Annotated in this window: 21 protein-coding genes; 19 read left to right on the top strand and 2 right to left on the bottom strand. The window is 43.5% G+C overall.

Annotation, left to right across the window (positions count from 1 at the left end; genetic code table 11):
- Window positions 1-44 precede the first annotated feature (44 nt).
- From traJ to K7B07_RS01765, 16 genes are all read left to right on the top strand, one after another.
- Window positions 45-1,328 (top strand): conjugative transposon protein TraJ, encoded by a 1,284-nt coding sequence (gene traJ, locus K7B07_RS01840; RefSeq protein WP_223706937.1) that lies wholly within the window; start codon window positions 45-47, stop codon window positions 1,326-1,328.
- A gap of 15 nt (window positions 1,329-1,343) precedes the next feature.
- Entirely contained in the window at window positions 1,344-1,946 is a 603-nt protein-coding gene (gene traK / locus K7B07_RS01835; RefSeq protein WP_223706935.1) for a conjugative transposon protein TraK, read from the top strand.
- A gap of 11 nt (window positions 1,947-1,957) precedes the next feature.
- Window positions 1,958-2,455, top strand: coding sequence for a hypothetical protein (locus K7B07_RS01830; RefSeq protein ID WP_223706933.1), 498 nt, complete (start codon window positions 1,958-1,960; stop codon window positions 2,453-2,455).
- Window positions 2,439-3,785 carry a conjugative transposon protein TraM gene (gene traM, locus K7B07_RS01825; protein ID WP_223706931.1) on the top strand — a complete coding sequence of 449 codons (1,347 nt, stop codon included), beginning with the start codon at window positions 2,439-2,441 and terminating at the stop codon, window positions 3,783-3,785. Before K7B07_RS01830 ends, traM begins: the two co-directional genes overlap by 17 nt.
- Before the next feature lie 21 nt (window positions 3,786-3,806).
- The gene (gene traN, locus K7B07_RS01820; protein ID WP_223711334.1) at window positions 3,807-4,631 is read left to right on the top strand and encodes a conjugative transposon protein TraN; all 825 of its coding nucleotides are present in this window, start codon (window positions 3,807-3,809) and stop codon (window positions 4,629-4,631) included.
- 62 nt (window positions 4,632-4,693) lie between these two features.
- Entirely contained in the window at window positions 4,694-5,479 is a 786-nt protein-coding gene (locus K7B07_RS01815; RefSeq protein ID WP_223706929.1) for a hypothetical protein, read from the top strand.
- A gap of 384 nt (window positions 5,480-5,863) precedes the next feature.
- Window positions 5,864-6,466, top strand: a complete 603-nt coding sequence (locus K7B07_RS01810; RefSeq protein WP_223706928.1) for a hypothetical protein — start codon at window positions 5,864-5,866, stop codon at window positions 6,464-6,466.
- A 10-nt stretch (window positions 6,467-6,476) separates the two neighbouring features.
- On the top strand, window positions 6,477-6,920 hold the full coding sequence (locus K7B07_RS01805) for a hypothetical protein (protein WP_223706926.1): 444 nt from the start codon (window positions 6,477-6,479) through the stop codon (window positions 6,918-6,920).
- 16 nt (window positions 6,921-6,936) lie between these two features.
- The gene (locus K7B07_RS01800; protein WP_223706924.1) at window positions 6,937-7,563 is read left to right on the top strand and encodes a hypothetical protein; all 627 of its coding nucleotides are present in this window, start codon (window positions 6,937-6,939) and stop codon (window positions 7,561-7,563) included.
- Entirely contained in the window at window positions 7,560-7,871 is a 312-nt protein-coding gene (locus K7B07_RS01795) for a hypothetical protein (RefSeq protein ID WP_223706922.1), read from the top strand. Before K7B07_RS01800 ends, K7B07_RS01795 begins: the two co-directional genes overlap by 4 nt.
- Window positions 7,872-7,946: 75 nt before the next feature.
- Complete coding sequence (locus tag K7B07_RS01790) at window positions 7,947-8,246, top strand: helix-turn-helix domain-containing protein (protein WP_223706920.1); 300 nt, start codon at window positions 7,947-7,949, stop codon at window positions 8,244-8,246.
- A gap of 990 nt (window positions 8,247-9,236) precedes the next feature.
- The gene (locus tag K7B07_RS01785) at window positions 9,237-10,010 is read left to right on the top strand and encodes a hypothetical protein (RefSeq protein ID WP_223706918.1); all 774 of its coding nucleotides are present in this window, start codon (window positions 9,237-9,239) and stop codon (window positions 10,008-10,010) included.
- Window positions 10,007-10,738 carry a hypothetical protein gene (locus tag K7B07_RS01780; protein WP_223706916.1) on the top strand — a complete coding sequence of 244 codons (732 nt, stop codon included), beginning with the start codon at window positions 10,007-10,009 and terminating at the stop codon, window positions 10,736-10,738. Before K7B07_RS01785 ends, K7B07_RS01780 begins: the two co-directional genes overlap by 4 nt.
- Window positions 10,739-10,753: 15 nt before the next feature.
- The gene (locus K7B07_RS01775; RefSeq protein WP_223706915.1) at window positions 10,754-12,073 is read left to right on the top strand and encodes a hypothetical protein; all 1,320 of its coding nucleotides are present in this window, start codon (window positions 10,754-10,756) and stop codon (window positions 12,071-12,073) included.
- Window positions 12,074-12,165: 92 nt separating this feature from the next.
- Window positions 12,166-12,417 (top strand): S8 family serine peptidase, encoded by a 252-nt coding sequence (locus tag K7B07_RS27845; protein WP_420847738.1) that lies wholly within the window; start codon window positions 12,166-12,168, stop codon window positions 12,415-12,417.
- Window positions 12,418-12,513: 96 nt separating this feature from the next.
- Window positions 12,514-12,885: a hypothetical protein gene (locus tag K7B07_RS01765; RefSeq protein ID WP_223706913.1), complete on the top strand. Its 372-nt coding sequence runs from the start codon at window positions 12,514-12,516 to the stop codon at window positions 12,883-12,885.
- A gap of 271 nt (window positions 12,886-13,156) precedes the next feature.
- Here K7B07_RS01765 and K7B07_RS01760 read toward each other — a convergent pair whose 3' ends face one another.
- Together K7B07_RS01760 and K7B07_RS01755 are read right to left on the bottom strand one after the other, a co-directional pair.
- Complete coding sequence (locus K7B07_RS01760; RefSeq protein ID WP_223706911.1) at window positions 13,157-13,972, bottom strand: DUF4249 domain-containing protein; 816 nt, start codon at window positions 13,970-13,972, stop codon at window positions 13,157-13,159.
- Between the two features lie 819 nt (window positions 13,973-14,791).
- Window positions 14,792-15,679, bottom strand: coding sequence for an AraC family transcriptional regulator (locus K7B07_RS01755; RefSeq protein WP_223706909.1), 888 nt, complete (start codon window positions 15,677-15,679; stop codon window positions 14,792-14,794).
- Between the two features lie 662 nt (window positions 15,680-16,341).
- Here K7B07_RS01755 and K7B07_RS01750 point away from each other — a divergent pair.
- Genes K7B07_RS01750 through K7B07_RS01740 form a run of 3 tightly spaced genes read left to right on the top strand, consistent with a single transcriptional unit; the run spans window position 16,342 to window position 24,211 of the window.
- On the top strand, window positions 16,342-19,497 hold the full coding sequence (locus K7B07_RS01750; protein ID WP_223706908.1) for a SusC/RagA family TonB-linked outer membrane protein: 3,156 nt from the start codon (window positions 16,342-16,344) through the stop codon (window positions 19,495-19,497).
- A gap of 37 nt (window positions 19,498-19,534) precedes the next feature.
- Entirely contained in the window at window positions 19,535-21,334 is a 1,800-nt protein-coding gene (locus tag K7B07_RS01745) for a RagB/SusD family nutrient uptake outer membrane protein (protein WP_223706906.1), read from the top strand.
- A 42-nt stretch (window positions 21,335-21,376) separates the two neighbouring features.
- Window positions 21,377-24,211 (top strand): SusC/RagA family TonB-linked outer membrane protein, encoded by a 2,835-nt coding sequence (locus K7B07_RS01740; RefSeq protein ID WP_223706904.1) that lies wholly within the window; start codon window positions 21,377-21,379, stop codon window positions 24,209-24,211.
- Window positions 24,212-24,221 lie beyond the last annotated feature (10 nt).

The following is a 24,221-nucleotide window of genomic DNA, read 5'->3' as shown; positions in this document are numbered from 1 at the left end:
TGTGGGTGTGATTGTTTTGTGAGTTTGATTTAAATCTGAAATGAATGAAGAAGATGTGGGAAACCTCTGTAATAGCCGTGGTTGTGGGCATGCTATTGCCATTAAACGGAAGCGCGCAGACAGACGTAAACGACTGGACAGGCGAAATTCAGAGCCTGCATAGCGTTTTAGATCAATTGCATGCGGAAATGTTACCGCTTTGCAGTGAACTTATCGGTGTTGGGCGGGGAATTGCTGGTTTTGCTGCTCTTTGGTTTATTGCAGCCAGGGTTTGGGGGCATATTTCTCGTGCAGAAGCGATTGATTTCTATCCGCTATTTAAACCGTTCGTAATTGGCACTGCCGTGGCTTTTTTTCCGGCGTGTATAGCTCTTATTCAGGGTGTCATGCAGCCGGTCGTTAACGGCACTGGGAATATGGTACAAAAATCAGATGCTGCTATTGCGGTTTTACTCAAACAGAAGGAAGATGCCGTTAAAAATTCAAAGTATTATGAAATGTATGTAGGGCCGTCAGGGGAAGGAGACCGGGATGCGTGGTATCGTCACGCATACCCGGATGAGGATCCTTCCGGTGAGGGCTGGATGGAAAAGATTGGGAATAACGTCCGGTTTGCTATGGCAAAGGCTTCCTATAATTTCAGAAACAGTATTAAGGAAGCAATTGCGGAGATCCTTCAATTACTCTTTGCGGCTGCATCTCTTGCAATAAATACTATGCGGACATTTAACCTGATCATCCTTGCGATCCTGGGGCCGCTTGCATTTGGGCTATCTGTTTTTGATGGATTTGGACACACTCTTAAGCATTGGTTGGCTCGTTATATAAACGTCTTTTTGTGGCTCCCCATTGCGAATATTTTTGGTGCGCTTATCGGAAAAATCCAGGAACAGATGTTGAAGATTGATATCAACCAGATTGCCGATGCCGGAGATACTTTTTTCAGCAGGACGGACCTGGGGTATATGATTTTTTTGATAATTGGCATATTAGGATACTTCTCCGTGCCCAATATTGCAAACCAGGTTTTATGGGTTGGAGGGGGCGATTCTCTCTCTGGTCGGGTAACCGGTGCTGCAATGGCGGCTGGTGGTGTTGCAGCTGGAATGGCTGGTGCTGCTGCGGGTGGTGTCGAAAATCTTGCTGCCGGAGCGGTTTCGGGTGCTGGTAATATAATGAAGGCACCATTCAATGTTCATGAAGGATATAGCGGAAAAGATACCGGATCGGGGATGGCCGGTAAAATTGGAAGCAAGATCGGCGGCGCTGGTGCTTACATGTATGATAAATTAAAGGGAGGTGGTAAAAAAGACAAGGAAAAAGAATAGTATATGTTCAAAAAAATGAAAAATATTGATACGGCATTCCGATCTATACGATTGTTTACCATAATTATTGTGGTCGGAGTTATGCTGTTGTGCGGATATATTGTTTATCGAACAAATGTTACACTTACAACCAACAAGGGGAAAGTCTATGTGATGGTAAATGGTAAATTGATAGAGGCCGTGGCGATGGAACGCAATATTCCTGTCGAGCTTCGAGACCATATAAGGACATTTCACACCCTTTTCTTTACCCTCTCCCCGGACGAGAAGGCGATACAAACGCAGATATCTAAGGCCCTGTACCTGGCAGATGGTTCCGCGCGACGGGAATACCAGAATTTAAAAGAGGCTGGTTATTATAATAATATTATTTCGGGTAATATTTCGCAGACCATAGACATTGACAGCATTGAGCTGGACATGAGTATTACACCTTACCGGTTCCGTTGTTTAGGACGGCAATATATTACCCGACCTACATCTGTGCTTACCCGAAGTATCGTAACGCAAGGCTATGTTCGCACGGGTATGTTGCAGAGTGATAATAATAGCCACGGTTTTCTAATTGAGCGATGGGAGATTGTTAGCAACAATGACATTAAGACTGATAATCGATAAACTTCTGAACCATGCTTAAGTTCTTTAGGAAAAAAAAGGAAAGCCCTTTGCTGATCAGTGGAGTTTTTCAAAAATTGGGGCGGAAAATTGAAACGAAGCAGCGCAAAGCAGCGGAATATTTGAACCGGAAAACGGCAACCCTCAATTCCAGGCAACAGCTAATAGGTTTGGTTTTGTTCTGCCTGTTATTTGGAAGTAGTTCTGCCTTTACAATTTGGTATTCTTTAAAGTCGTCTGAGAAAACCATTAAGGTACAGCCAATTTCTATACCTCAGACAGTTGAGGTTCCCAATGAAGATTTGCAAGCAAAATTGTTATTAACTGATCAAGAAATTGAAAATATCAGATTGATCCGGCGGCACCTGGATAGTCTGCTATTAACAAAATCGGGTCGCATAATATATGACAGTATAGCACATGTCAGACCCGGATTACTTGATAGCCTGGTTTATATCGAGAGAGTGTATCATAAACAATTAAAAATAAACGAAGATGGAAAAGAAAAATGAGGGGAATGAAAATCAGCAATATTCGGCAAAGTTTCTGCGGCGAAGGAAATTTTTACTAATTGCACCTGTATTAATAGTTCCATTTCTTGTACTTTTTCTATGGACCACTGGTTTGGTAGGAAATGCACAAGGAGAATCTAACGGAAGAAAAGGGTTACAGGGTTTTAATTTGAATTTACCATCAGCTGCTCCCGCAAAGGATAGCAACTGGAATAAACTCCGATATTACGAACAGGCGGATAAAGATTCTGCAAAACTCCGGTCACAGATGCGACGTGATCCATTCTTTCAGTCTTTGGAAGATGAAGAGGAACAGCCCAGCATGAATGGGGTTTCTGAGGCGGAATTTAGTGAGAGGTTGTATGAAAGTGAAAAATCTCCATATTCTAAAAAGCTGGATCGTAACGAACAAAAAGTATATCAAAAGCTTTCCAGGCTTCAGAGAGAATTGGACCGAAATCCGGAAGAAACCGTTTCCGCAGCTGCTTCACCCAATCCCTCCTACAATCCCGATGTTGAAAAGCTGGAAAATATGATGCATCAAATAAACCAGGAGAAGGGCCCGGATACAGAACTACTCCAATTAAATGGCATGCTTGAAAAAATAATGGACATTCAAAATCCGGAGAGAGTCCAGGACAAATTGCGGCAGCAATCTGAAAAGAATAAAATGCAGGCTTTCGCACTGGAAACACCTCCGGAGAATGTGGTTTCACGGTTAGAACCCCGGCGCGATCTTTATGAAATTCTTTCCCGAAATAACAGCGATACCATATCTGAAACGTTGCGCGCTTATCAGAACAGTAATCGTTTTTTTTCGCTGGTAGAGTCTGAGACGCAAACACAACAGGGACGGTCTATCCCGGCATCAATACCAGAGGCTCAAACGCTTGTGAGCGGAGCGACAATAAAAATGCGTTTACTGGAAGAAATATTTGTTGCAGGCATAAAAATACCTAAAAATCATTTTGTTTATGGCAAAGCGACCTTAAATGGTGATCGTTTGCAAATCGAAGTTTCTTCTATTGAGTACAATAATAGAATATTACCTGTTGCGCTTACGGTATATGATAAGAAGGATGGCCTTTCCGGAATCGATATTCCGGGTGCGATCACTCGGGATGTAGCAAAAAGATCTGCTGCTCAATCGGTACAAGGTCTGGGTACTTTGGGTACACTTGATCCTTCTTTTGGTACGCAAATGGCTACCGCTGGCTTAAATATGGCGCAAAATTTAGTTGGTCGCACTACAAAATTGGTCCGGGTAACAGTGGCAGCAGGTTACCAGGTTCTGCTGAGAGACGATAACAAAAAGTCAAATAATTTTTAAACCTTTAAATTTTCCATTGTGATGAACAGATTATGTGCAGTAGGATTAATGGGAATCCTCTTTAATATAGGTGGCCAAGCCGCCTTTGCCCAAAAAAGTGATGTTTTAGCTACTACAATTGCTCCTTATGAAGTTGCTGTCGGTTATCACCAGACTACAAACCTGATTTTCCCCTATTCGGTAAAAAGTGTTGATTTGGGGAGCAATGCAGTGTTAGCGCAGAAAGCCAAGGGCGTTGAGAATATTCTTCAACTAAAAGCGGGTGCCGAGCAATTTGTGCCTACAAATATTTCCGTTGTAACAGCTGATGGTAAGTTTTATTCCTTTGTTCTAAACTATGAAGAAAACCCATTAAATCTCAATATCAGTTTTGCGGGTAATCGTCCGGTGAAGCTTTCGGGAGGACAGCCCAATGCAAGGGAGTTGGAACAAGAGGCATGGAACGTGGCCGCGAAACGGTCGTTTATGTACTTGCAAAAAGATGCCCAGGCGCTCCGGTTAAGGTTAAATGGCGTGTTTTATTCCGAAAATAACCTTTGGATGAAGTTCGACATTAACAATCAATCCCAGGTGGATTTTCAACCGGCCTATATCCGATTTTTCTTACGTGATAAAAAGAGAATGAAACGAACGGCTCTCAATGAGACAGAAGTATTCCCACTTTATATGTCAGAGCTGAGTACAATCAGTGGGCGGTCCACTTCGGTATGGGCGGCAGGTTTTAAACCCTTTACGGTGCCCAAGCATCAGCGGCTGGTTACACAGGTAAGTGATGAATCCGGAGGTCGTATGATCGTGCTTCCTATCAAAAGTCGCTTTTTTCTAAAGGCACATAGACTGCGCTGAGAGGTTGGTTATTCCAAAATATTTTTTTCATTCCCGGTAATTGCCGGAAAAATATAATTAAAATGAAAATATTCTTTTCAACTATAATCGCATGTATTACAGTATTCATTTTTTCAACGGGCTGTAAGAAAAACGAAAATACGCAGCGGGTATCGGTGGCAGCTGAAAATGAACCGGCTAATTTAATGAATCCGTACGACAGTTTTGGCTACTGGCATAATGTAATCCTGGATTCCATTGATAAACAGCGTACAACTGGCAACTGCACAGGGTTCAGCGCTTCTTGTAATTATATCCGCAAATTCTATGACATGCACAAGTGGCAGGATCTTACTCCAGACCATTTCGACCAAATTCCGCAAAATGTGATGGACGCTGCTACGGATGTGAACGGATACATCGATCGATACCAATGGAGCGATTCTGTCAAAAAAAGATTGTCTCAGCTAGTTAAAATAATAGAAGATGTTTCAGCGGACAGCTGCACCTATCCCGAATTTAAAGGCGCCATCAGGTGTTTTGAAGAAAGCGTAATCAAAAGCAGCCTGCCGGTTGGCGATCGGGAAGTGATTCTAAAAGCAACATCCATCGCAAGATATTCCGGCTTTCGATGGATTCAGCAACCTGAATTAAAGCAAAGTTATGATCCCAATGAGCTGCCACGGCTATTCCAAAGGGCTGGCTTTGCCCCTGGTATGGTAAAAGTCCAGGTCCGCCCATTGAGTATTTTTAAAAAGGTTGCGAAATGGGTTGCCACTACGATGATCGATATCCAATGTGCCATCGGTGAACTTAGCATTGCAACCGGTTCAGAAGCAAGCGATTTTTTCCGGGAGTTGATGAAATAGCAATAATTGATATGACATTGTAGTGGTATTTAAGCTGACGAAGTAGATTTAAAATTTCACACCATGAAGGTAGTTGGAGCGGAAGCAGAATATCTAACCCAGGTATTTGAAAAGGCAATGAAGGACGGAGACCGGTATCTGTGTCTTAATACAGGAAATAATGATCGGCCTTTCCCGGCAGAAACAATGCGCTTTTTTAAAGATAAATCGGAAGCCTTGTATTACAACTACTGTAAACGATCGGAAGAAAGCCTGTATCTGGAAACGTTCCCCATTTTATCGTTACAGGAACAATTATGCAAGAATATCGAGCTGCAACGATTAACCCGTTCGCCAGAGGCAGAGCTGAAGGATATTGTAATAGATACAGGCCATATTCATTTTATGGAAAAGGCACGCAGGGAAATATTTACTGAAAATATCGTAAAGCGGCTTCGGGACCAGAATATAAAAATCGATCAGAAGCAGTTACAGGATTATATAAGCGCTGATTTTACAAAATTCCTGGTTAAGGGTATGCGAAATGAGCGAGGGGTAGAAACACCTTTTATGATAGAAATAGTGCAGAATGAAAATCGGGCCTTTTTGATCAATTCTGTTAGGATTCATCAATCAATGGATCAACAAAGAGCGCAGGAGTATAAAAGAAATACAGTGCTGAGAGGGAAGTTAACGGAGAAAGATGCAATTGAGCTTAAAGGCGCATTAAAAGATGAAAGGGATAAAGGGAATTTTTATGCAGTCATCCCTTCCGGAAAAGACCAGTTGAAAAAAGAAGATTTTTCCTTTGTCCGTTCGGTTTTTGATGCCTGGGAGCATATTGGTCAGAATGGGGCAGGTGAAGGTAGACATATATTTCGGTCGCTTAGTTTATTGAAGGATGAATTAGATCAACAATTAAATCTTAAAAAGGAAAGAGATCTATTACCGGAACAGGCGCCGGGGCAGAAAAGCCAGCAAAAGCGTGATCAGTCCAGAGAAATGTAAATAATTATAGATGATAAATTTTCCGGATCATATTTTAAGAATGACGGAAGAGGAAAATGTAATTGATATGTCTGTTGGGAGTGTTTATGAAAAAGATGCTTTGGAAATAAAAGAGATGCTGCGTGCTGCGTTAAATGATGGGAATCGGTTTGTATCATTTGAACTGGGTAAGGAAGGTTTAACAAAAAATGATTTTGCAGTTTTCAAGACCGCATTTGAAGCGCATGAGCATGCCTATGAAAATTCTACGGATGTGGATAAATATGATGTGCGTTCGATCGGCGAAGTTGAAAAAAGTATGGATAGCCTTCTTAAGAATAGGGAAATACATTTACTACAAAATATGAAAAAAGAAATAGGCCAAATGCTTGAGACTATTGAGCGAATGCAGCATAAAAATTTTTTGGAAGATGGGAAGGAAATAAAATCACAAAATAGACAACTATCAAGATAATTTTTAAAACATAATTATGAATGAGGAATTTGATGGTTTAACAAGGACTCAATTGAAGGAGGTATTTGTCAATTTTCTGTCTGATAAAATGTCAAAGGCTGATTGGCATTATGACTATTCTGATGATCCACGGGTGTGGCGTATAGGCAACTACGAAATTGGCGAAATTGATTCGGACCTTCGATTGTTGGCTAAGTTGGATGGTGGATTAGAGGAGGCGAAAGAATTATGGAAACAGCATGTTCCGCCCTATACTATAAATGAGGCTACTTTTTTTTCAAATCCAGGAGAATTGAAAGGCCCTTTAGGGGGGATAGTTTTGGAAAGGGATATGCCTGAACTGCAAAAAGTACTTGACAAATTTCAGGAAATTGGAGATCGTTTTGTTGCCTTCCCGAATGATCAGTGGATTATGCCGAATGACCGATTTGTGGGATTTTGCAACGCGACTGAAGCGCACTCATTCGCATTTGAAAGCGGTTCACCAGAAATAAATTACAAAGTGTGTTCGATTTCCGAGTTGCAAAAAGATCTCAACTGTGCATTAAAACCGGAGGCCGATAAGGAGCAAACAGTACAAAAAATTCTGGAGAAATTGTCCGGAGAGGGTAAGTCCAGGCACAGCCAGGAATTGTCCAGATGAAGAATTTATTACAAAAAGCAGTGAAAATGTATTTGAAGCAATTGGTTGAATTTTTGATTCGCGCAAGCGCTGACCACCGTATTGGTCCACATCACATATCCCTTTATATCGCAATTTTTCAGGAGTGGTGTATTCAGGATAAGGAAAAGCCTGTTCAGGTAACGAGTGTTCGTTTGAGGGCTGTTGCAAAGCTTGGAAGAACGAAGTATCATAAATGTATGAATGAATTGGAAGCTTTCGGTTATATAATATATATAAGGTCTTGCAGCCCATTTTTGGGAAGCTTAGTGTATTTGGTGGAGAGTTGAGGTTGAGCAGAAAGAGGAATTTAGGTAAAGTTCAAAAGTGCTTTATCTGTATTTGGGGGCTAAAAAGTGTGTGTAATGGAAATTGTGGTGTTGACAAAAGCCGACCTTGAAGCGTTTGGCAGAAAATTAATAGAGGAACTTTCGGTTATTTTATCTGGAGGTGTGGGTTCTCAACCGAATTCAGATAAAAAATGGTATAAACCCGCGGAAGTCAGAAAATTATTAGGTATTTCTTCGGGAAAATTGCAGCAATTACGGATAAATGGAACTCTTCAATCTTCAAAGATTGGAGGTGTTCATTATTATCAATCCGGGGATATCGATCGTATGTTTCGTAAGGGAATGCGGTCTGTAAAAGCGGATGATCATGGATAGGGGGCCGTGGAAAATGATCCCGATTTTGTTAAGGGACACTCGTATTACTTACGTTCATTTGGCTGTTTTCCTTGCTCTCTGTGATCTTTGGAATAAACGGGGGAGGGAAAACAAAGTGTTTATTTCACGTCGGGCTGTAATGTATTTGGCAAAGATTCACTCATTTACTACTTATCATAAGCATATTGAGCAGTTGCAGGCTATGGATTATATAAGCTATTTGCCGTCCTATGATCCAGGGATGAAGTCTGCAATATTTTTTAAGCTGCATCATTTAGGCTGATTTTTTTGGGTATTTGATTCGTAAAATTAAAGTGTTACCTTTATGGAGATAGTGCTCTTTTTAATATGTAGTAATTCATAGAGTATTCTGAGCAGGTCTTTATAAAATATTGATATTTAATTAATTAGGGGTGGGGTTCGAATCCCGCCCTCACCGCAACACAAGAATAAGTGCTCCTTCAGGGGAGCGCTTTTTTTATTGGTTCGTCAATTGAATAACGTCGATGAAGGGAGCCTACACCTGCTTCTGAAATGATTGCTATTACAACACTGAGCCCAAATGAGAAAGTACCTCAACCAATTGACCGGGAAAGTCTATATTCTTGAAGACGAAAAGTATTCCATGGAATATATAATAAGCTCGTTAGTGATATTCCATTTCTGCAACACTCTCACCGCAAAGCATGAAAGGGTTCTTTATCTGAGTAAAAAATGCTGCAAAAGTATATTTATTTTTTTAATACATTGGTTGCCTGTTTTAGACTCTTGTGCACCCGGCATTCATCGCTTAAAAATGTCAATTATGCCGGATCAAGCAATTTGGGTTCCTTAATGCCATCTAATGATTCCTTATTTCCTGAACGAGGCCTTTGGATGTAATATGGTGTACTGTATATATTTATATATATAATAATTATCGCTATTTAACTTTCGTTTAACTTTTGCTTTCGGACAAATTCAATAATATTAATTTTTAAATTAATAATTATGAGAACAAAACTAAAACTGAGCTTTGATCAGCTCGAAAATGAAATTGAAGTTATTGATTCGATTTCTGAATTAAAAAACATTGTTGGCGGCGCAGCGGTCGACGAAATAATGGGATTGCTCGCATCCAAAGGGTTCACGTTTACAGCAGGCCCCGATGGTAGTTACTATGGCACCGCTCCAGGCGGATCACAAGATGAGTTTCAACTCGGAGCAAACATGGACTTCAATTTAGATGATAATTGGTGGGGGTGGGATTATGTATATGATGGTGGAAGCGTCGGGTCTGGAACTGGCTTTGATATGAGTAATGAAGAAGGACGAACGGACTGTGTGCCTATAGCATTAGATTATCTTATGGGTTCAATGATTAATCCTCTCAACCAGACCTTAGTACCAACGTCTTTCGCGATCGGGGCTTATGATCAACATCACGGAACGGATAATATTACTAATGGAGTGGATGCCCAGAATTCTCTTATGGATATACTTGATCTGGCAGCTGACATGAACGGATTTGCGACGGATACACGTGCGGGAACCGGTTACATTATGGATCTGCCGGATGATACCCCCGAGTGGACTAACGTTCCCTTCGAAGGGGTCGGTTTTTTCAATACTGAAACAGGTAGCCATGCTGTGAATATAACCGGTTATTTTAAAGATGATGATGGTAACTGGTTGATCGGTTATGATGATAAACAAAATAACGAAGTTGGACTATTCATGCTTGCTTCTGAAATGCTTGCTGTTACAACCCTGACTCCCAAATGAAAAAACTAAATTATCTGATCATTGTTTGTATGATTATGCAGTATAGGGTTGATGCACAACCTTATACTTTATTAAAGCCGATACCCGCAGAACAGATTTCAGGGAAGCTGGATAGCGTAAATGCCAGCTTTTTCCAGATATCGGATAGTGTCTGGACAAATGAAAGCCCCACAAACACCAGCTCATGCTTCCGGGGATATTTACGTAACAATTTTACTAAAAAGAATCGTATAGGAGTTGCTTATTTCGTTCGAAGTAATAAATGTGGAGAAGATCAGCTTTGGAGGAACTTTATTGAAACCAAAAAAATGTTAGATCAAATTCCTGATGCAGCTATTGAGAAGCGTGATTCTATTGTGGAAACCGAATATAGGAGATGGATAGCGTTCAGATCTGGTCAAAATGCTTGGAGCGATAAACGGCCTTGTTTTCCCCAAGAAGATTTTTTGTTGAAATCAAAGCACGACGGGACTAAGATTAATGCGGATAGTATTTTTATTGTACAATGGATTTACAAATATACTCCTTCTTGTGCAATAGGCTTGGAGAAAGAAGTTTTGTTGTACAAAAAGAATGTCGGATATATAGTATTGCAGTATAAGTTATATCATGAAGACAAGAGGAATATAAGTTTTAAGGAGGCTTCTGATCTGTTGGATCAGGCAATCGAACAAACCTGGGGAATTATTCGTTTTAAGAATCCCGAACAGGTGACGGGAAAATTGTAAATCAGTATTTAATTAATGAGCATTGCCACGTATATCTTAAACTTAGAAAAGCGAACAGATCGGAAAGTCAGTATTTTAGCAGAATTCAATGGCCGTGATGAGTTTGAAGTAGAAATCATCCAACCGGTTCCTCATCCTATAGCTGCGGTGAGTTTATGGAATACGATCAAAGCTATTTTGCAGCAATCAATAGGCGTAGAGCAAGAGTATATATTAATTTGCGAAGATGACCATCAATTCACCGTTGATTATGAAAAAGAACGATTGGAAGATGCCATAGCCGAAGCAAGAAGTTTACAGGCTGATGTATTGTGTGGTGGGGTTAGTTGGTGGGAAGATGCCCTTCCAATTAGTAAACAGCTTTTTTGGGTTAAAAAGTTTTCGGGGTTGCAGTTTACTGTCATTTTTAAGAAATTCTTTCCAGTTGTACTTTCGGCGAATTTCACGGATAAGGATTCAGCCGATTATAAGATTTCAAGGTTGTCTTCGAATATTTTTTTTTGCTTTCCTTTCCTCTCAACTCAAAAGGAATTTGGGTATTCAGATGTGACTACGCAGAATAATGCTAACGGGAGAGTAGAGAGACTATTTCAAACAACCAGGAAAAGATCTTTACATCTTATTTTGTTCTCGACGCTATTTAAGAAGATTAAACCCTCTGTTATAAGTTCACGCGCTGTGAAAAACGCGGCTATTCCAACGTACATAATTTGTAAGGATCGGAATAAAACAGTGGGAATAAGAATACTAAAGCAATTTTCAGGAAAAGATGAATTCGCCATAAATTTAGTAGTTGCTCGTAAAACAGCAGGAGGAGACGTAGACCTCTGGACAACGATCCGGCATATATTGTCCTTGGCTGTCGATAAGAAAGATGATGTCATAGTTATTTGTAATGAGGAGCATAATTTTACAAGGGCTTATAATAGGGATCGTTTTATAAAAGATATTATTGAGGCATATAATCTGCATTGTGAAATTTTGTGTGGTAATGCGGTTGATTTTGGAATGGCGTTGCCACTCTTAAATGACAAATTTTGGGTTGATCAATTTTCGGGAACATCATTTTTTATTCTGTATAAGCCTGTTTTTGAAAAAATATTAAGTCATCCAAAAAAAAATACAGAATTTCCTTATCAGTTGCTATCTTCTTGTAGCAATTATAAAATGCTATTAGCTCCGTTTGTTTCTGCTGTCAGCAATGAATTGCATATTAAACCGTATATTCAAACCATGATGAATATCCCCCGTACTCCTATATTGAATAGACTTGCAGTCTTATCAGATGCCAGTAATCGATTCCCGCATAATCAAACTGTTTCGAAAAATCGTTAACTGTTGCTCTCATTTTCAGATGTGGCAGCGAAAGGTTGTTTTCACAGGCAATAGAAAGATAGCCCATCTACTTTTTTATCGAATATTTCAGATTGTCAAATAACCGTTCAATTAACCGGCGATCTTTGGTTATAATTTTGGCCGTCCCTTTTGCCTCATGCCCACAGGTTTCCGGTGTTGCGGCTTTAATGCTTTCAGCAAAATCAACATTGACGGAAAGTCAGGTAAAATCCATATTGCAGTCCACTGCCGTCGATATGGGCAGTTCAGGATTTGACAATCAATATGGATATGGTCGGGTAAATGCCGGATCGGCAGTTTATCAGGCTTCCATTACACCATGATTTTTGGCAATTGTTCTTTGCAATTGATATGGTTTAGGTTTGCTCGTCGTTGCCTTTGGTACAGCGGCGAGCATTTTTTAAATATAACTAAATATTGTGTTGCATTTTATAAAAATCAGACGTCTTATAGATACATCTTTTATATTTTTTAATTATGTGCTTTATGAAAAATTATTAGGTCTTTGGGTAGTTGTAGGCTTCTTGTTATCCGGATGTTCAAAGGGTAAGGCTGTTGATCAATGTCAATCCGCAATATTGTATTATACGCCTGATTGTGCTTCAATTAAAGGATATATTACGCTTGAAGGCAATAATACGACTTACTTGTTCCAACATGATATTGATAAAAAGTTCCAGTCAAGTAGCTTGAAGGTTTGCGTGGAGTACAAGATTATTGATGATAAGATACTAAAGGCTGATTGCGCCCAGGGCAGCCTTATTGAATTAACTAATCTTCAGTTGCAATAGTTACTAATCCTGTCCGGCATTTTTAAAATAAAAAGGAGCAACAGTATAGTGCTGCGCTTTCCGGATGTCATCAATTGGTTTAGTTACAGTGATTGCTTTTACTTAAGAATAAGTCTGCAGATCTGCTGTCTAAACTTCCGTCAACCCGAAATACGTTGTTGATTTGTTCAAGGAAAAGTAGATTTGATATAGGGTATTCAAATCAACAACAAAATAGAGTGAAAAAGAAGAGTTTATCAGTTGTTTAACCTTTACTTGCAAATCACTTATATCAATCTCTGGGAACAAAACCTCTTTTTTGGGTGGTTTGCGCGCTGAAATATCCCAAGGCGCCGCCTGAAAAATTGGATTTGGGGTTTCCAGGATTTGTGGTGCCTCCATTTCCTAAAGCAGCGTCCCGTAGCTGGTATAAATACGTATAAACAGGTTCTTCGATGCACTGCATGTTTACGATTACACTGTCATATTTGTCGATAAACGTTGTAGCGTTTTGATCCTGAAAAGCATCTAATAACTGCAGAGAAACTATTTTTCCATCAAAGAGACGGTCATTTTCGAGAAATATGGTGGTGTTTTCAAACCCATCAACGGTCAATATAAACCGGTAAAAGTTAGCGATCCCTGGCGGATCATGAAAAACGACTGTTGGTATATATAGGTTTTTTCCCAATACAGTTCTTTTTGTATAATAGAGGGAGTCGAAATTGACTTTGGCGGGCATTGTGGATGACGCTAAATATCTTGCGAATGGGAGCTGTACGTCTAGCGTATATTTTTCACCAGGACGCGTAGTAATATACGTTACGTATTTACCGCTTCCCCGGCCCTCCAATTTAAGCGGAACACCTCCCTCTCTACTTATGAGGATCTGCGCATCGTCATTTCCATTATACAAGTTAGGATCTTCTATGTTTAGGGTCTGCGACAAAAATACCGTTACAGAATCTTTGGCACTTGAAAGGATTGCTTGTATTACGTCCTTTTTATAATCCAATTCATCAAGGTCCAGGCGAACCACTTTACGGCAAGCTGTAAGGATAAGCAAAAGCACTGATAAAATAGTAATAATTTTTTTAACAGGGGGCATCTCTTTTTTATCTAATGTTTGTCAATTTGCAATATATACCGCAAGTCTCGGTAAGAAGCGTTATAAAAATCCTTTTAGAAACAGTGTTGTGCTTAATTTCGGGAAAGCAGGCTGCAATTGTGATTTAATATGGGATATGCTTTGGCTTTATCCTGAAACATTATAAAACAGCGTATAAATGTACTAAAATTTGCTGGTCTTTAGTGCATTAATAGAATTGTCTTTAATCGTTAAAGTGTATCATTTAGGTTGGCTTTGGCCAGCTTTGACAATTCCGTATATACCTAGCCTTTTATATCCTCTATGCTTAGGAAGTTATTTGTGATTTTCGTAAGTAATTCATGGTTTTTCATAATAAATGGATGGTAGATGTAGTGTGCTTCTATATTATTTTTGTAAGACTTTTGCTAAAGCAATGCAAAAAGCGATTTCAACCATATCGGAAGTTTGTCTATATGGAATCCTTTATGCATGCAAACCCAAAAACCCAGTATAGCCGGCTGCCTGCACCAATCTCAACTTATGCTTTTCAGATGTAGCTATAATTCGCCAGTATAATAATAGCTACGTTTTCTTATAAACCTGCTATATGAAATTTGAGGAACAAGCCTATTTTTATTTCGATCATTTTAAAAAAGGTAAAGAAGAAGGCCTTATCTTTTTTACAATCTATACTTTAAACCACTTTCAAGGTTCGGATCAAGGATAGTTGACAATTTATTTATAATAGAAGTGTGGAAAGAAGGAAACACAGCAACAGGGTAGCGCTGTTTGCCGGGGAGTGGACTGCAGCTGCAATGGTCTGTTTGCTGTGCCTGTCTATTTATTCTTAAAGTGCTTGGGTGAGATCCCCATGATCTTTTTGAAGACCCGGGAAAAATGATACTGATCCTCGTAGCCCAGGCTGTACGAGATCGTTTTAATGTTATGCGCGTTGTCCATCAGCATCTGGCAGGCCTTCTGTATTTTAAGGGAAGTAAATAAATGGATCGGACTTGATTTTACCTGTTTTTTAAACAGGGAGGAGAGATGGGAGGACGAGAGGCCTACTTCGGTGCTGATCTCATCCAGGCGCAGCGGTTTGTCCAGGTTCTGTTTCATAAAAGTGATGCACTGCTGAATGATGTCATTTTCGTTGGCAGACAATTTTATCTGGGTGTTCTGGAAGGACGAGAGGTAGGCATGTACCGAACTGCAGCTGTAAATAATATTATCTGTATTGTTCATAAGCTCCAGGTGCTGGATGATATCATAGAATATAAGCTGACGGGAAGTGCTGACCACCGCACTTACCGGTGCTTTTCCCTGGGTTTTGGTAAGCAGCCGGGAATAAAAATCGGCATCGGCCCCTGAAAAATGAAGCCAGTAAATGCTCCAGGGATCCTTTTCATGCGCACCATAATGATGTGCAGCACCGGCAGGAATGATAAAAAATTCATTAGGGTTTACTTCGTACCGCTTTTGCTCTATAGAAAACCAGCCTCTTCCTTTTACACAATGGATCAGGATATACTGGGCGCAGCCCCTGGGACGTTCGCGCTCATGATGTGCGGCATTGGGATAATAACCGATATCGGTAATGTAAAGATTTTTGCAAAAAATATGCTGGGCACAGAATTTTACTTTGGCCTGCGGCAGGATACAGGTCAACTGGCCTGCAAAGCCTTCCATCTTTTTCTGGACGTTTTCTGAATTGAATGCATTCATGGAAGAACCGTTTTCACTGCAGGAACACCCGTTCCCGCAGTACTGTAAAAATATCCATATTTTCTATATGGCCTGCCGGATCGGGTTAAAAAATAAAGAGAATTTCCGCAACACTTTATTACTTCCCGGTGTGTAAACGGCAATCGTGACCCGTAATTTTGCGGCCGGGCAAAATAAAAGATACCGGAAACGGATCGCTGAAAGGCTTTACCTGAGCCGGTTTGGCGTGACTAGTACAGTTCCGGTTACAACAGGCGGATCAAAATATTTCAAGGGCGAAGCATAAAAAAATCCATTATTTTCCCGGGAATATCTATTTCCTCGGCATTCATTTTATTGGAATTTTACACGCAGGGATGAAAGAGAATGATAAGTGGAAAAACGGGTCGTCCGCAACGCTACTGCTGTGTAGTTACTAACGAAGTTGCTTAAACCGGTTTTTAAGACGGGGGGCATTTTTTGTTCCTTATTAAAAATATACCATGCAATGATTTTTAATAGGCGAACAAATACAGATTGTACTATTTGACATAGATATCAGAAATAAAAATTCAGCTTGCTTTGATAACGGTTGATCTTTAATCCAGATAAAAGGTATGCTCCCGCAGGGAGGTAAAACAGGCAGGGCGACGGCACCTGTATATTATATTAAAACGGCTATTATGTTATTCAGATTGTTTTTTGCCACTTTCCTGGTTGTTGCAACCGGTGCTTCCGCAACCGCTGCCGGTCGTATTGTTACCGGTGCCTGGCATAAAGAACAGCAACCGGTTTCCGGGATTGTTACCGATCAGAAGACCGGCACTCCGCTGGCAGGCGTAACTGTAACCATTAAAGGGACCGGAACCGGTGCTTCTACGGACCAGGAAGGCCGGTATTCATTAGTGGTACCGGATAATGTCGGCAATCCCGTGCTGGTTTTCTCCCTTGTCGGATACAATTCCCTGGAACAGCCGGTGGGACAGCAGTCACAGATCAATGTAGTGCTGATCGCGGAACAAAAAGAAATGGAAGAGGTAGTGGTGGTCGGATATGGCGAACAAAAGAAGCTGACCGTGACGGGTGCTATTGCCACGGTATCCGGCAGCGATCTGGTAAAAGCCCCGGTTGCCGGTATCAGTAATGCGCTCATCGGGATGGCCCCGGGACTGCAGGCGGTACAAACATCGGGCGAATTTGGTAATGACAAGGCTACTATTTTCATCCGTGGAATGGCGACCCTGAATGCCGGCGGCCGGAACCCCCTGATCCTTATCGATGGGGTGCAGCGGGATACCTATAACAACCTTGACCCAAATGAGATCGAATCCATCAGCGTTTTAAAAGATGCTTCTTCAACCGCTGTTTACGGGGTACGGGGTGCAAACGGTGTGATCCTGATCACTACCAAACAGGGAAAGATGGGCCGCCCGCAGGTAAATGTAACCGCCAATGCCGCAGCAATACAACCCACGATCCTTCCCAAATACCTTAACTCCTATGACTATGCCGTATTGCGGAATGAGGCGGAGCGGAACGGAGGAATTGCAGCAGATAAAGTGACCTTTACCCCGGAAGACCTCGAATTGTACAAATCCGGGGCAGACCCCATTTTTCATCCCAGCAACAACTGGATCGATGAACTGATCAAACCCTATTCGTTCCAGCAATCCTATAATGCCAATATCTCTGGCGGCACAGAAAAGGTACGCTATTATACTTCGCTGGGTTATTTTAACCAGAGCGGAGGCTACCAGCAGCCCGAACAAAGCCTGGGTTTTCCCTACAAACAAAAGTATGATAAGTACAATGTGCGGATGAACTTTGATTTCAAGCTGAGCCAGGACCTGCTGATCCAGGTAAAGCTGGGCAATCAGATCACCGATAACAGCATACCCAACGGGGGTGCCTGGGCGGCTTTTGACAAAGCAGCCAACCGCCCGCCGATGACCAGTCCTGTTTTTATCGATGGCAAATACATCGAACGGGTGATCGGTCTGCCGGGGGCTGTGCCCAATTTTAACCCCTGGGGGGATGCAGGGCCTACAAGTGCTTCCGGTGCCTTCCTTACCGAACAATATTCCAGCACGCTTAATACCAATCTCCAGATTACCTATAAACTCGATCGTATTACAAAAGGATTGAGCGTGCGCGCAATGGGGGCTTATGACAGTTACTATCTGAAAAATAAAAGCCAGAGTAAGAATTTTCCAAAGTGGACGGTAATGAAGGACCCTGAAGCTCCGGAAGGGTACCGCTTGTATCAAAGTGCGGAAGACGGCCCGTTTACCGGTATTTCCGAAGCAGTAGGTGATGCCAACAAATGGCGGAAAGTATATACGGAAGCGGCTATCGAATACAAACGTGGTTTTAACGGGCACAATGTTTCCGGTTTGGTACTGGGGAACTTTTCCCGCGAAGTACGGCCCAGCCTGCTGTACAAGCTGCCTCATGTGTACCTGGGTATGGTATCAAGGGTGACCTATGATTACAAGAACCGCTATCTCACCGAACTGAACATGGGGTATAATGGGTCAGAGAATTTTCCTGAAGGAAAGCGTTACGGCTTTTTTCCTTCCGTATCCCTGGGATGGGTACTTTCCAACGAACCGTTCTTCCCAAAGAACAGCTGGGTCAGTTTTGTAAAGTTCCGGGGATCTTACGGGGTGGTGGGTAATGACGAGATCGGCGGCCAGCGTTACCTGTATCTGGATCCTCCCTACAGTCTTAACAACGGAGGCAATCAGGCCGTGGTGTTCGGCAACCCGGGTGTGGATTTTGCCCGCTACAATGTATACAACGAAGGTGCCATCGGTAACCCGGATGTGACCTGGGAGAAATCGAAAAAGATGGATATCGGTGCAGAGCTGAAGTTCCTGGATGACCGGCTTTCTTTTAACGGCGATTATTTTGAAGAAAAGAGAGATAATATCCTCTGGTACCTGTCTACGGTTCCCGAGCTGGTAGCTGCTACACTGCCGCCTGCCAATATCGGCAAGGTAAACAATCACGGATACGAGCTGGAGCTCGGCTATACCGGGCAGACCGCCCAGCTGCAATACTGGGTAAAGGCCAGCTATGCATTTGCCCGTAATGAAATTATTTTCCAGGACGAGCCGGACCGCAAATACGACTATTTAAGACGTACCGGAAAACCCATTCAGCAATATTTCGGACTGAGCTTTGAAGGATTTTATAATTCCTGGGAGGAGATCAACGATCCCAACCGTCCCAAGTCAAAATGGGAGGGTGCCGGCCTGCAGCCGGGGGATATGAAGTACAAGGACCTGGATGGAAACGGCATCATTGATGAAGACGATATGGGGCCGGTAGGTTATTCCGACTGGCCGGAAGTGACCTACAGCATGTCCGGTGGTTTTTCCTGGAAGGGGTTTGATCTGAGTGTCCTGGTGCAGGGCACGGATCATGTATCGGCCAGCTTTGCTTCGGCCGCTGCTTACCCCTTTGTGTCCTCCTGGGGAAGCGCGCAGGAATGGCATATGGAGCGCTGGACCCCCGAGCGCTACGCCAACGGAGAACCGATCTCTTTTCCAAGGGTGGAGGTATCTCCGGATCGGCAGCACAACTATCAGCCTTCCAGCTTCTGGGTGCAGGACGCCTCTTATATCCGCCTGAAAAATCTGGAGCTGGGCTACCGTTTTACATCGCAGACCCTGAAACGCATGGGATTAAACAACCTGCGCGTCTATGTAAGCGGCAATAACCTCCTTACAAAGAGTCATTTCAAATACAGCAAGGATCCGGATGCGCGCGAGTTATGGGGCCGTACCTATCCTCCCATGCGGGTGTTTAACGGCGGTATCAATCTGTCATTCTAAGGTTCCATCCCCGTCATAAAAACAAAAAATAATACGGATGAAACGAAGCTTAATACATACACTGATGAAACCAATCGTTTTCAATAAACTGATTTTATGGAGCATTGCGTGCCTGCTGCTCGGTTCCTGTAACCGGTACCTGGAAAAGCCCGAGAGCAGCGACATCAAACTGGAAGATGTCTTTGCCTCACGGGAGCGCACCGAGCAATTCCTCTGGAGTGTATACCGTACCTGTTCCATTTTTGAATTCCCTTACTACTGGGCTTCCGGGGAGAACGGTTTTTATCATTACGGTGCTACCTATACGATCGTTGCGGCCGCAGATGATGAAGCGGATGCGTATTCCAATATCACCGGCGCAGAAGCATTTAATAAAGGTAACTGGGGTTCCAGCGATATTTACTGGTATGAGTTCCGCAGTGAATTTTGTTATAAAGGCATACGCAATGCAAATATCTTTATTGAGAATATTGATAAATCACCGTTCTCCGATGCAGAAAAGGCATCTATGAAGGCAGAGGCGGTCTTTTTAAGAGCACTGATGCATTTTGACCTGATGCAGCGATTGGGTGGGGTTGCTATTGTAGACAAGGTATTAAAAGTAAGCAGTGCTGCGGATATACCCGAGGTGCGGGTACCCAGAAGTACCTATGCCGAAACGGTGGATTTTATCGTGAACAGCTGTGATGAAGCGGCAAAAAACCTGCCCAGTGCCTATGAAAGCAAGTACCGGGGACGTATCGTAAAAGGTGCGGCACTGGCATTAAAAGCCCGGGTACTGTTATATGCGGCCAGCCCCCTGTTCAATACGGCGCAATCCTACGTGCCGGTGGGCGATCCCAAACTGCGCGAACTGATCGGTTATACCAGTTATGATCCCAACCGCTGGAAACTGGCTGCGGATGCCAGCAAAGCGGTGCTCGATTGGGCGGCGAATGAAAGTGGCTGGTGCGAACTGTATAAAGGAAAAAGCAACCCTGTGGATCGCTATGAGGAGATCTTTATCAACCCCAGTGTGAACGAGACCATCCTGGACGCAGGCCTGATGGGCACCAGTACCAATAACTACTTTGTACGGTTTATGACACCGGGTACGGTTGTTTATACCGGATCGGACCCGATCAATATCGGCGTTACCCTGAATTTTACCAAGTTCTATCAGAAGGCCGATGGTACCGATCAGACCTGGGACGAGCAGGAGGGGGTAGATTATCCTTATACTCAGTACCGGCAAAAATTAAAGGAGCTCGATCCGAGGTTCCAGGCATCGGTTTTTTATTCCGGTGAAGAATGGGCAAGAGGCACAGGCACCGTATATCATTTTTATGAACAGCATGGTAAACTGCTGGATGCTTATAATGGTGTGGGCTTTCTCCGCAAGTTTGCGAAGGGGGTCAGCAATGGCTCCAATCCGCCACCCAAGTGGATCACGTTCCGCCTGGCGGAATTCTACCTCAACTATGCAGAGGCATTAAACGAGATGAACGGGGATGGCGGTCAGATCGTCTGGGCCCTGAATGAAGTACGCCGGAGGGTGAACATGCCGGATTATGCCTATACCAACCAGGAAGATATGCGCCGGAAGATACGCCGGGAGCGCGGCGTGGAACTGGCATTTGAAGAGCACCGTTATTTTGATGTGCGGCGCTGGATGATCGCCGGTGATGAAGGCGTGATGCGTGGCGGGATGTACGGGCTGCGTTTAAAAGGCGGTGCCAACCCTACCTATCGCCTGGAAAAATTTGAAGACCGGGTATGGAATGACAAAATGTACCTGTATCCGTTCCGGGTCAGCGAGATCAACCTGGGGTATATCCAGCAAAATCCCGGATGGTAAGCCCGTAACGGTAATAAAAAGTACATGCACAAAAGGAATGCAATGAAAATGAAATCAGGAATAGATCAGACCGGAGGCATTGCGGTGCGCTGCCTCAGAACGGGATTGTTGTTGTGCTGCGGTTTTCTCTGGAATGCCGCACATGCACAATCGGTTCAGTATGATGTGAACCCGGATTCTTCGGTACGGGTGGCTTATGGCACGCTCTCCAAAGATCAAAGCAATGCTGCTGTTTCAAGCGTTACCGGGGCGGAGCTTAAGAAAACACAGACGGCCACATTAACCAATGCGCTGGCGGGAAAACTGCCGGGGGTGACCATTACCAATACCGGCGCGGCACCGGGCTTCGATGACCCCTCCATCCTGATCCGTGGCCAGCATACCAGTTTGAATAACGGCATCCTGCTGATTGTTGACGGGATACAGGTAAACAGCATCAGTTTTATATCTCCGGATGAAATCGAAAGCGTGTCGGTATTAAAAGACGCTGCTGCCGTGGCAATGTACGGTGCCCGGGGTGGTAACGGTGTGCTGCTGGTAACGACAAAAAGAGGGACCGTTTCTGAAAAGCCGCAGATCGCACTGAACCTGCGGTATGGCGTACAGTCCCCCACACAATTGCCCAAAATGGCATCATCCTATGATTTTGCCCGCCTCTACAATGAGGCGCTGCAAAATGATGGCTTGCCGGCGTTGTATACCGATGCACAACTGGAAGGCTACCGCCAGAAAACAGACCCCTACCTGTACCCGGATGTGAACTGGATGAATGAAATATTACGAAAACAGGCGCCCATACAGGATTACACGGTCAGCTTTAATGGCGGAAATCAGACGGCAAAATATTTTGTGATGCTTGGCTATCTGAACAACCAGGGATTGTATGCGCGCACAGACGGAGAGCACAATGCCAATATAGGATACAACCAGCTCAACCTGCGTGCCAACCTGGATGTAAACCTCACAAAAACACTTTCGGCACAGGTAGGGATCGGAGGAAATATACAGGACCGGAAGTTCCCTCCCGTAGCTACGGCTACCTTCTGGCAAAACATGCTTACTTATGCACCCAACCTGTACCCGGCGATGACACCGGACGGAAATATTACTGGAACAGCCGCCTTTCCTTCCAACCCCCTGGGCGACCTCTTGAAAAGAGGTTACCAGTCGCGGCACGACCGGAACATCCAGATGAATGTACGGGTTACACAAAAGCTCGATTTTATTACCGGCGGCCTTAATGTATTCGGCGCGGTATTATTTGATAATATGCTGCAGAACCGTTACGATAAGACCCGGACCTACGCTTATTATGAGCCGATATGGACAAAAGGTGCCAGCGGACAGGATTCTATGTATTACCTGCAACGCAGTCTGGATACGGATCTCACCGTAGTAACCGGCGGCGATTATGAGAATAACCGGCTGATCTTTCAGGGCGGACTGGACTATGGACGCCGGTTCGGGGAGCACCAGCTGGGAGGGATGCTGTTTTTTCAGCAGGATAAATATACCGTGCTGGGCAATGCTTCGCCCTTTGCCATGCAGAACCTGGCGGGGCGCCTGACCTATGGGTATAGGGATAAATATTTCGCCGAAGGGGTGTTCTCCTATAGTGGTCTCGAGAATTATGCGCCCGGCAAACGTTTTGGTTTTTTTCCTGCGTTGTCCGCCGGATGGTTGCTGCATAAAGAATCATTCCTGCAAAATGCCTCCTGGATCAATTACCTGAAATTACGCGCCTCCGCAGGAAGTGTGGGAAATGATAAAGGCTCCCCGCGGTTTAACTACAACCAGTACTGGGGCGTGGCCAGCAGTCAGGGTTATTATTTCGGAACCGGGCAAAGCTGGTACAACGGGCTGGTGCAGCTGGCGATGGCCAATCCGGATATCACCTGGGAGCGTTCGATGATCTATAACCTGGGTGTGGATGCCACTTTGTTCAACAACCGGCTAAGCCTTACAGCAGATGTGTTTAAAGAGAACCGGAAAGATATACTGGTTGACCTCTCTGCCACCGGCTCTGCACTGGCAGGTTATACTTCGGGCAGGATGGCTAACTTAGGTAGGGTGAACAATACAGGGGCCGAAATATCCGCTACTTACCGCGAGGATGCCGGTACGGTGAATTATTATGTTGGCGGGCAGTTCTCCTATGCACACAATACAATTAAGGAAAGCTGGGAGACGCCAAAGAAAGAAGCTTACAGTTACAGGCAGGGGCATCCGGTGGGGCAATACTTCGGACTGGAAGCCATCGGCTATTTTAAGGATGAAAGTGATATCGCATCCAGCCCGGTACAGACCTTTTCCATTGTTGCTCCCGGTGATCTGAAATACAAGGATCAGAATAACGACGGCCTTATTGATGTCAATGACCAGATCGCGATTGGAAAGCGGAACTATCCGGAGATCAACTATGGGTTTCAGGCAGGGGTGTCTTATAAAGGGGTTTCCCTGGATGTTTTTTTCCAGGGCGTGGCCGATAAAAGCGTATACCTGAACGGCTATTTATTCCAGCCATTCATCAATAATGCGAATATCCTTAACTGGGCTGCCGATGGACACTGGACGCCGCAAACACAGGCCACAGCTACTTATCCAAGGCTCACTACACAGGCCAATCCCAATAACTACCAGGCCTCCACCTTCTGGGTACGCAATGCCGATTTTCTCCGGCTGCGGAATGTAGAGCTGGGGTACCAGTTACCGGTAAGCCTGGTGAAAAAGGTGGGGATGCAGCAGGCGAAAATATTTGTAAGTGGTTTGAACCTGGTTACCTGGGATAACCTGGCGGTGGATGTGGACCCGGAGATGCTGGGGCAGGGCTATCCTGTATTGAAATCCTGGTCGGCAGGTATTATGGTCAAATTTTAAAACGGAGCGC

Source organism: Niabella beijingensis, from assembly GCF_020034665.1.
Lineage (GTDB): Bacteria > Bacteroidota > Bacteroidia > Chitinophagales > Chitinophagaceae > Niabella > Niabella beijingensis.
The sequence above is the reverse complement of the archived record's forward strand: the minus strand, read 5'-3'. Positions and strand labels throughout refer to the sequence as shown.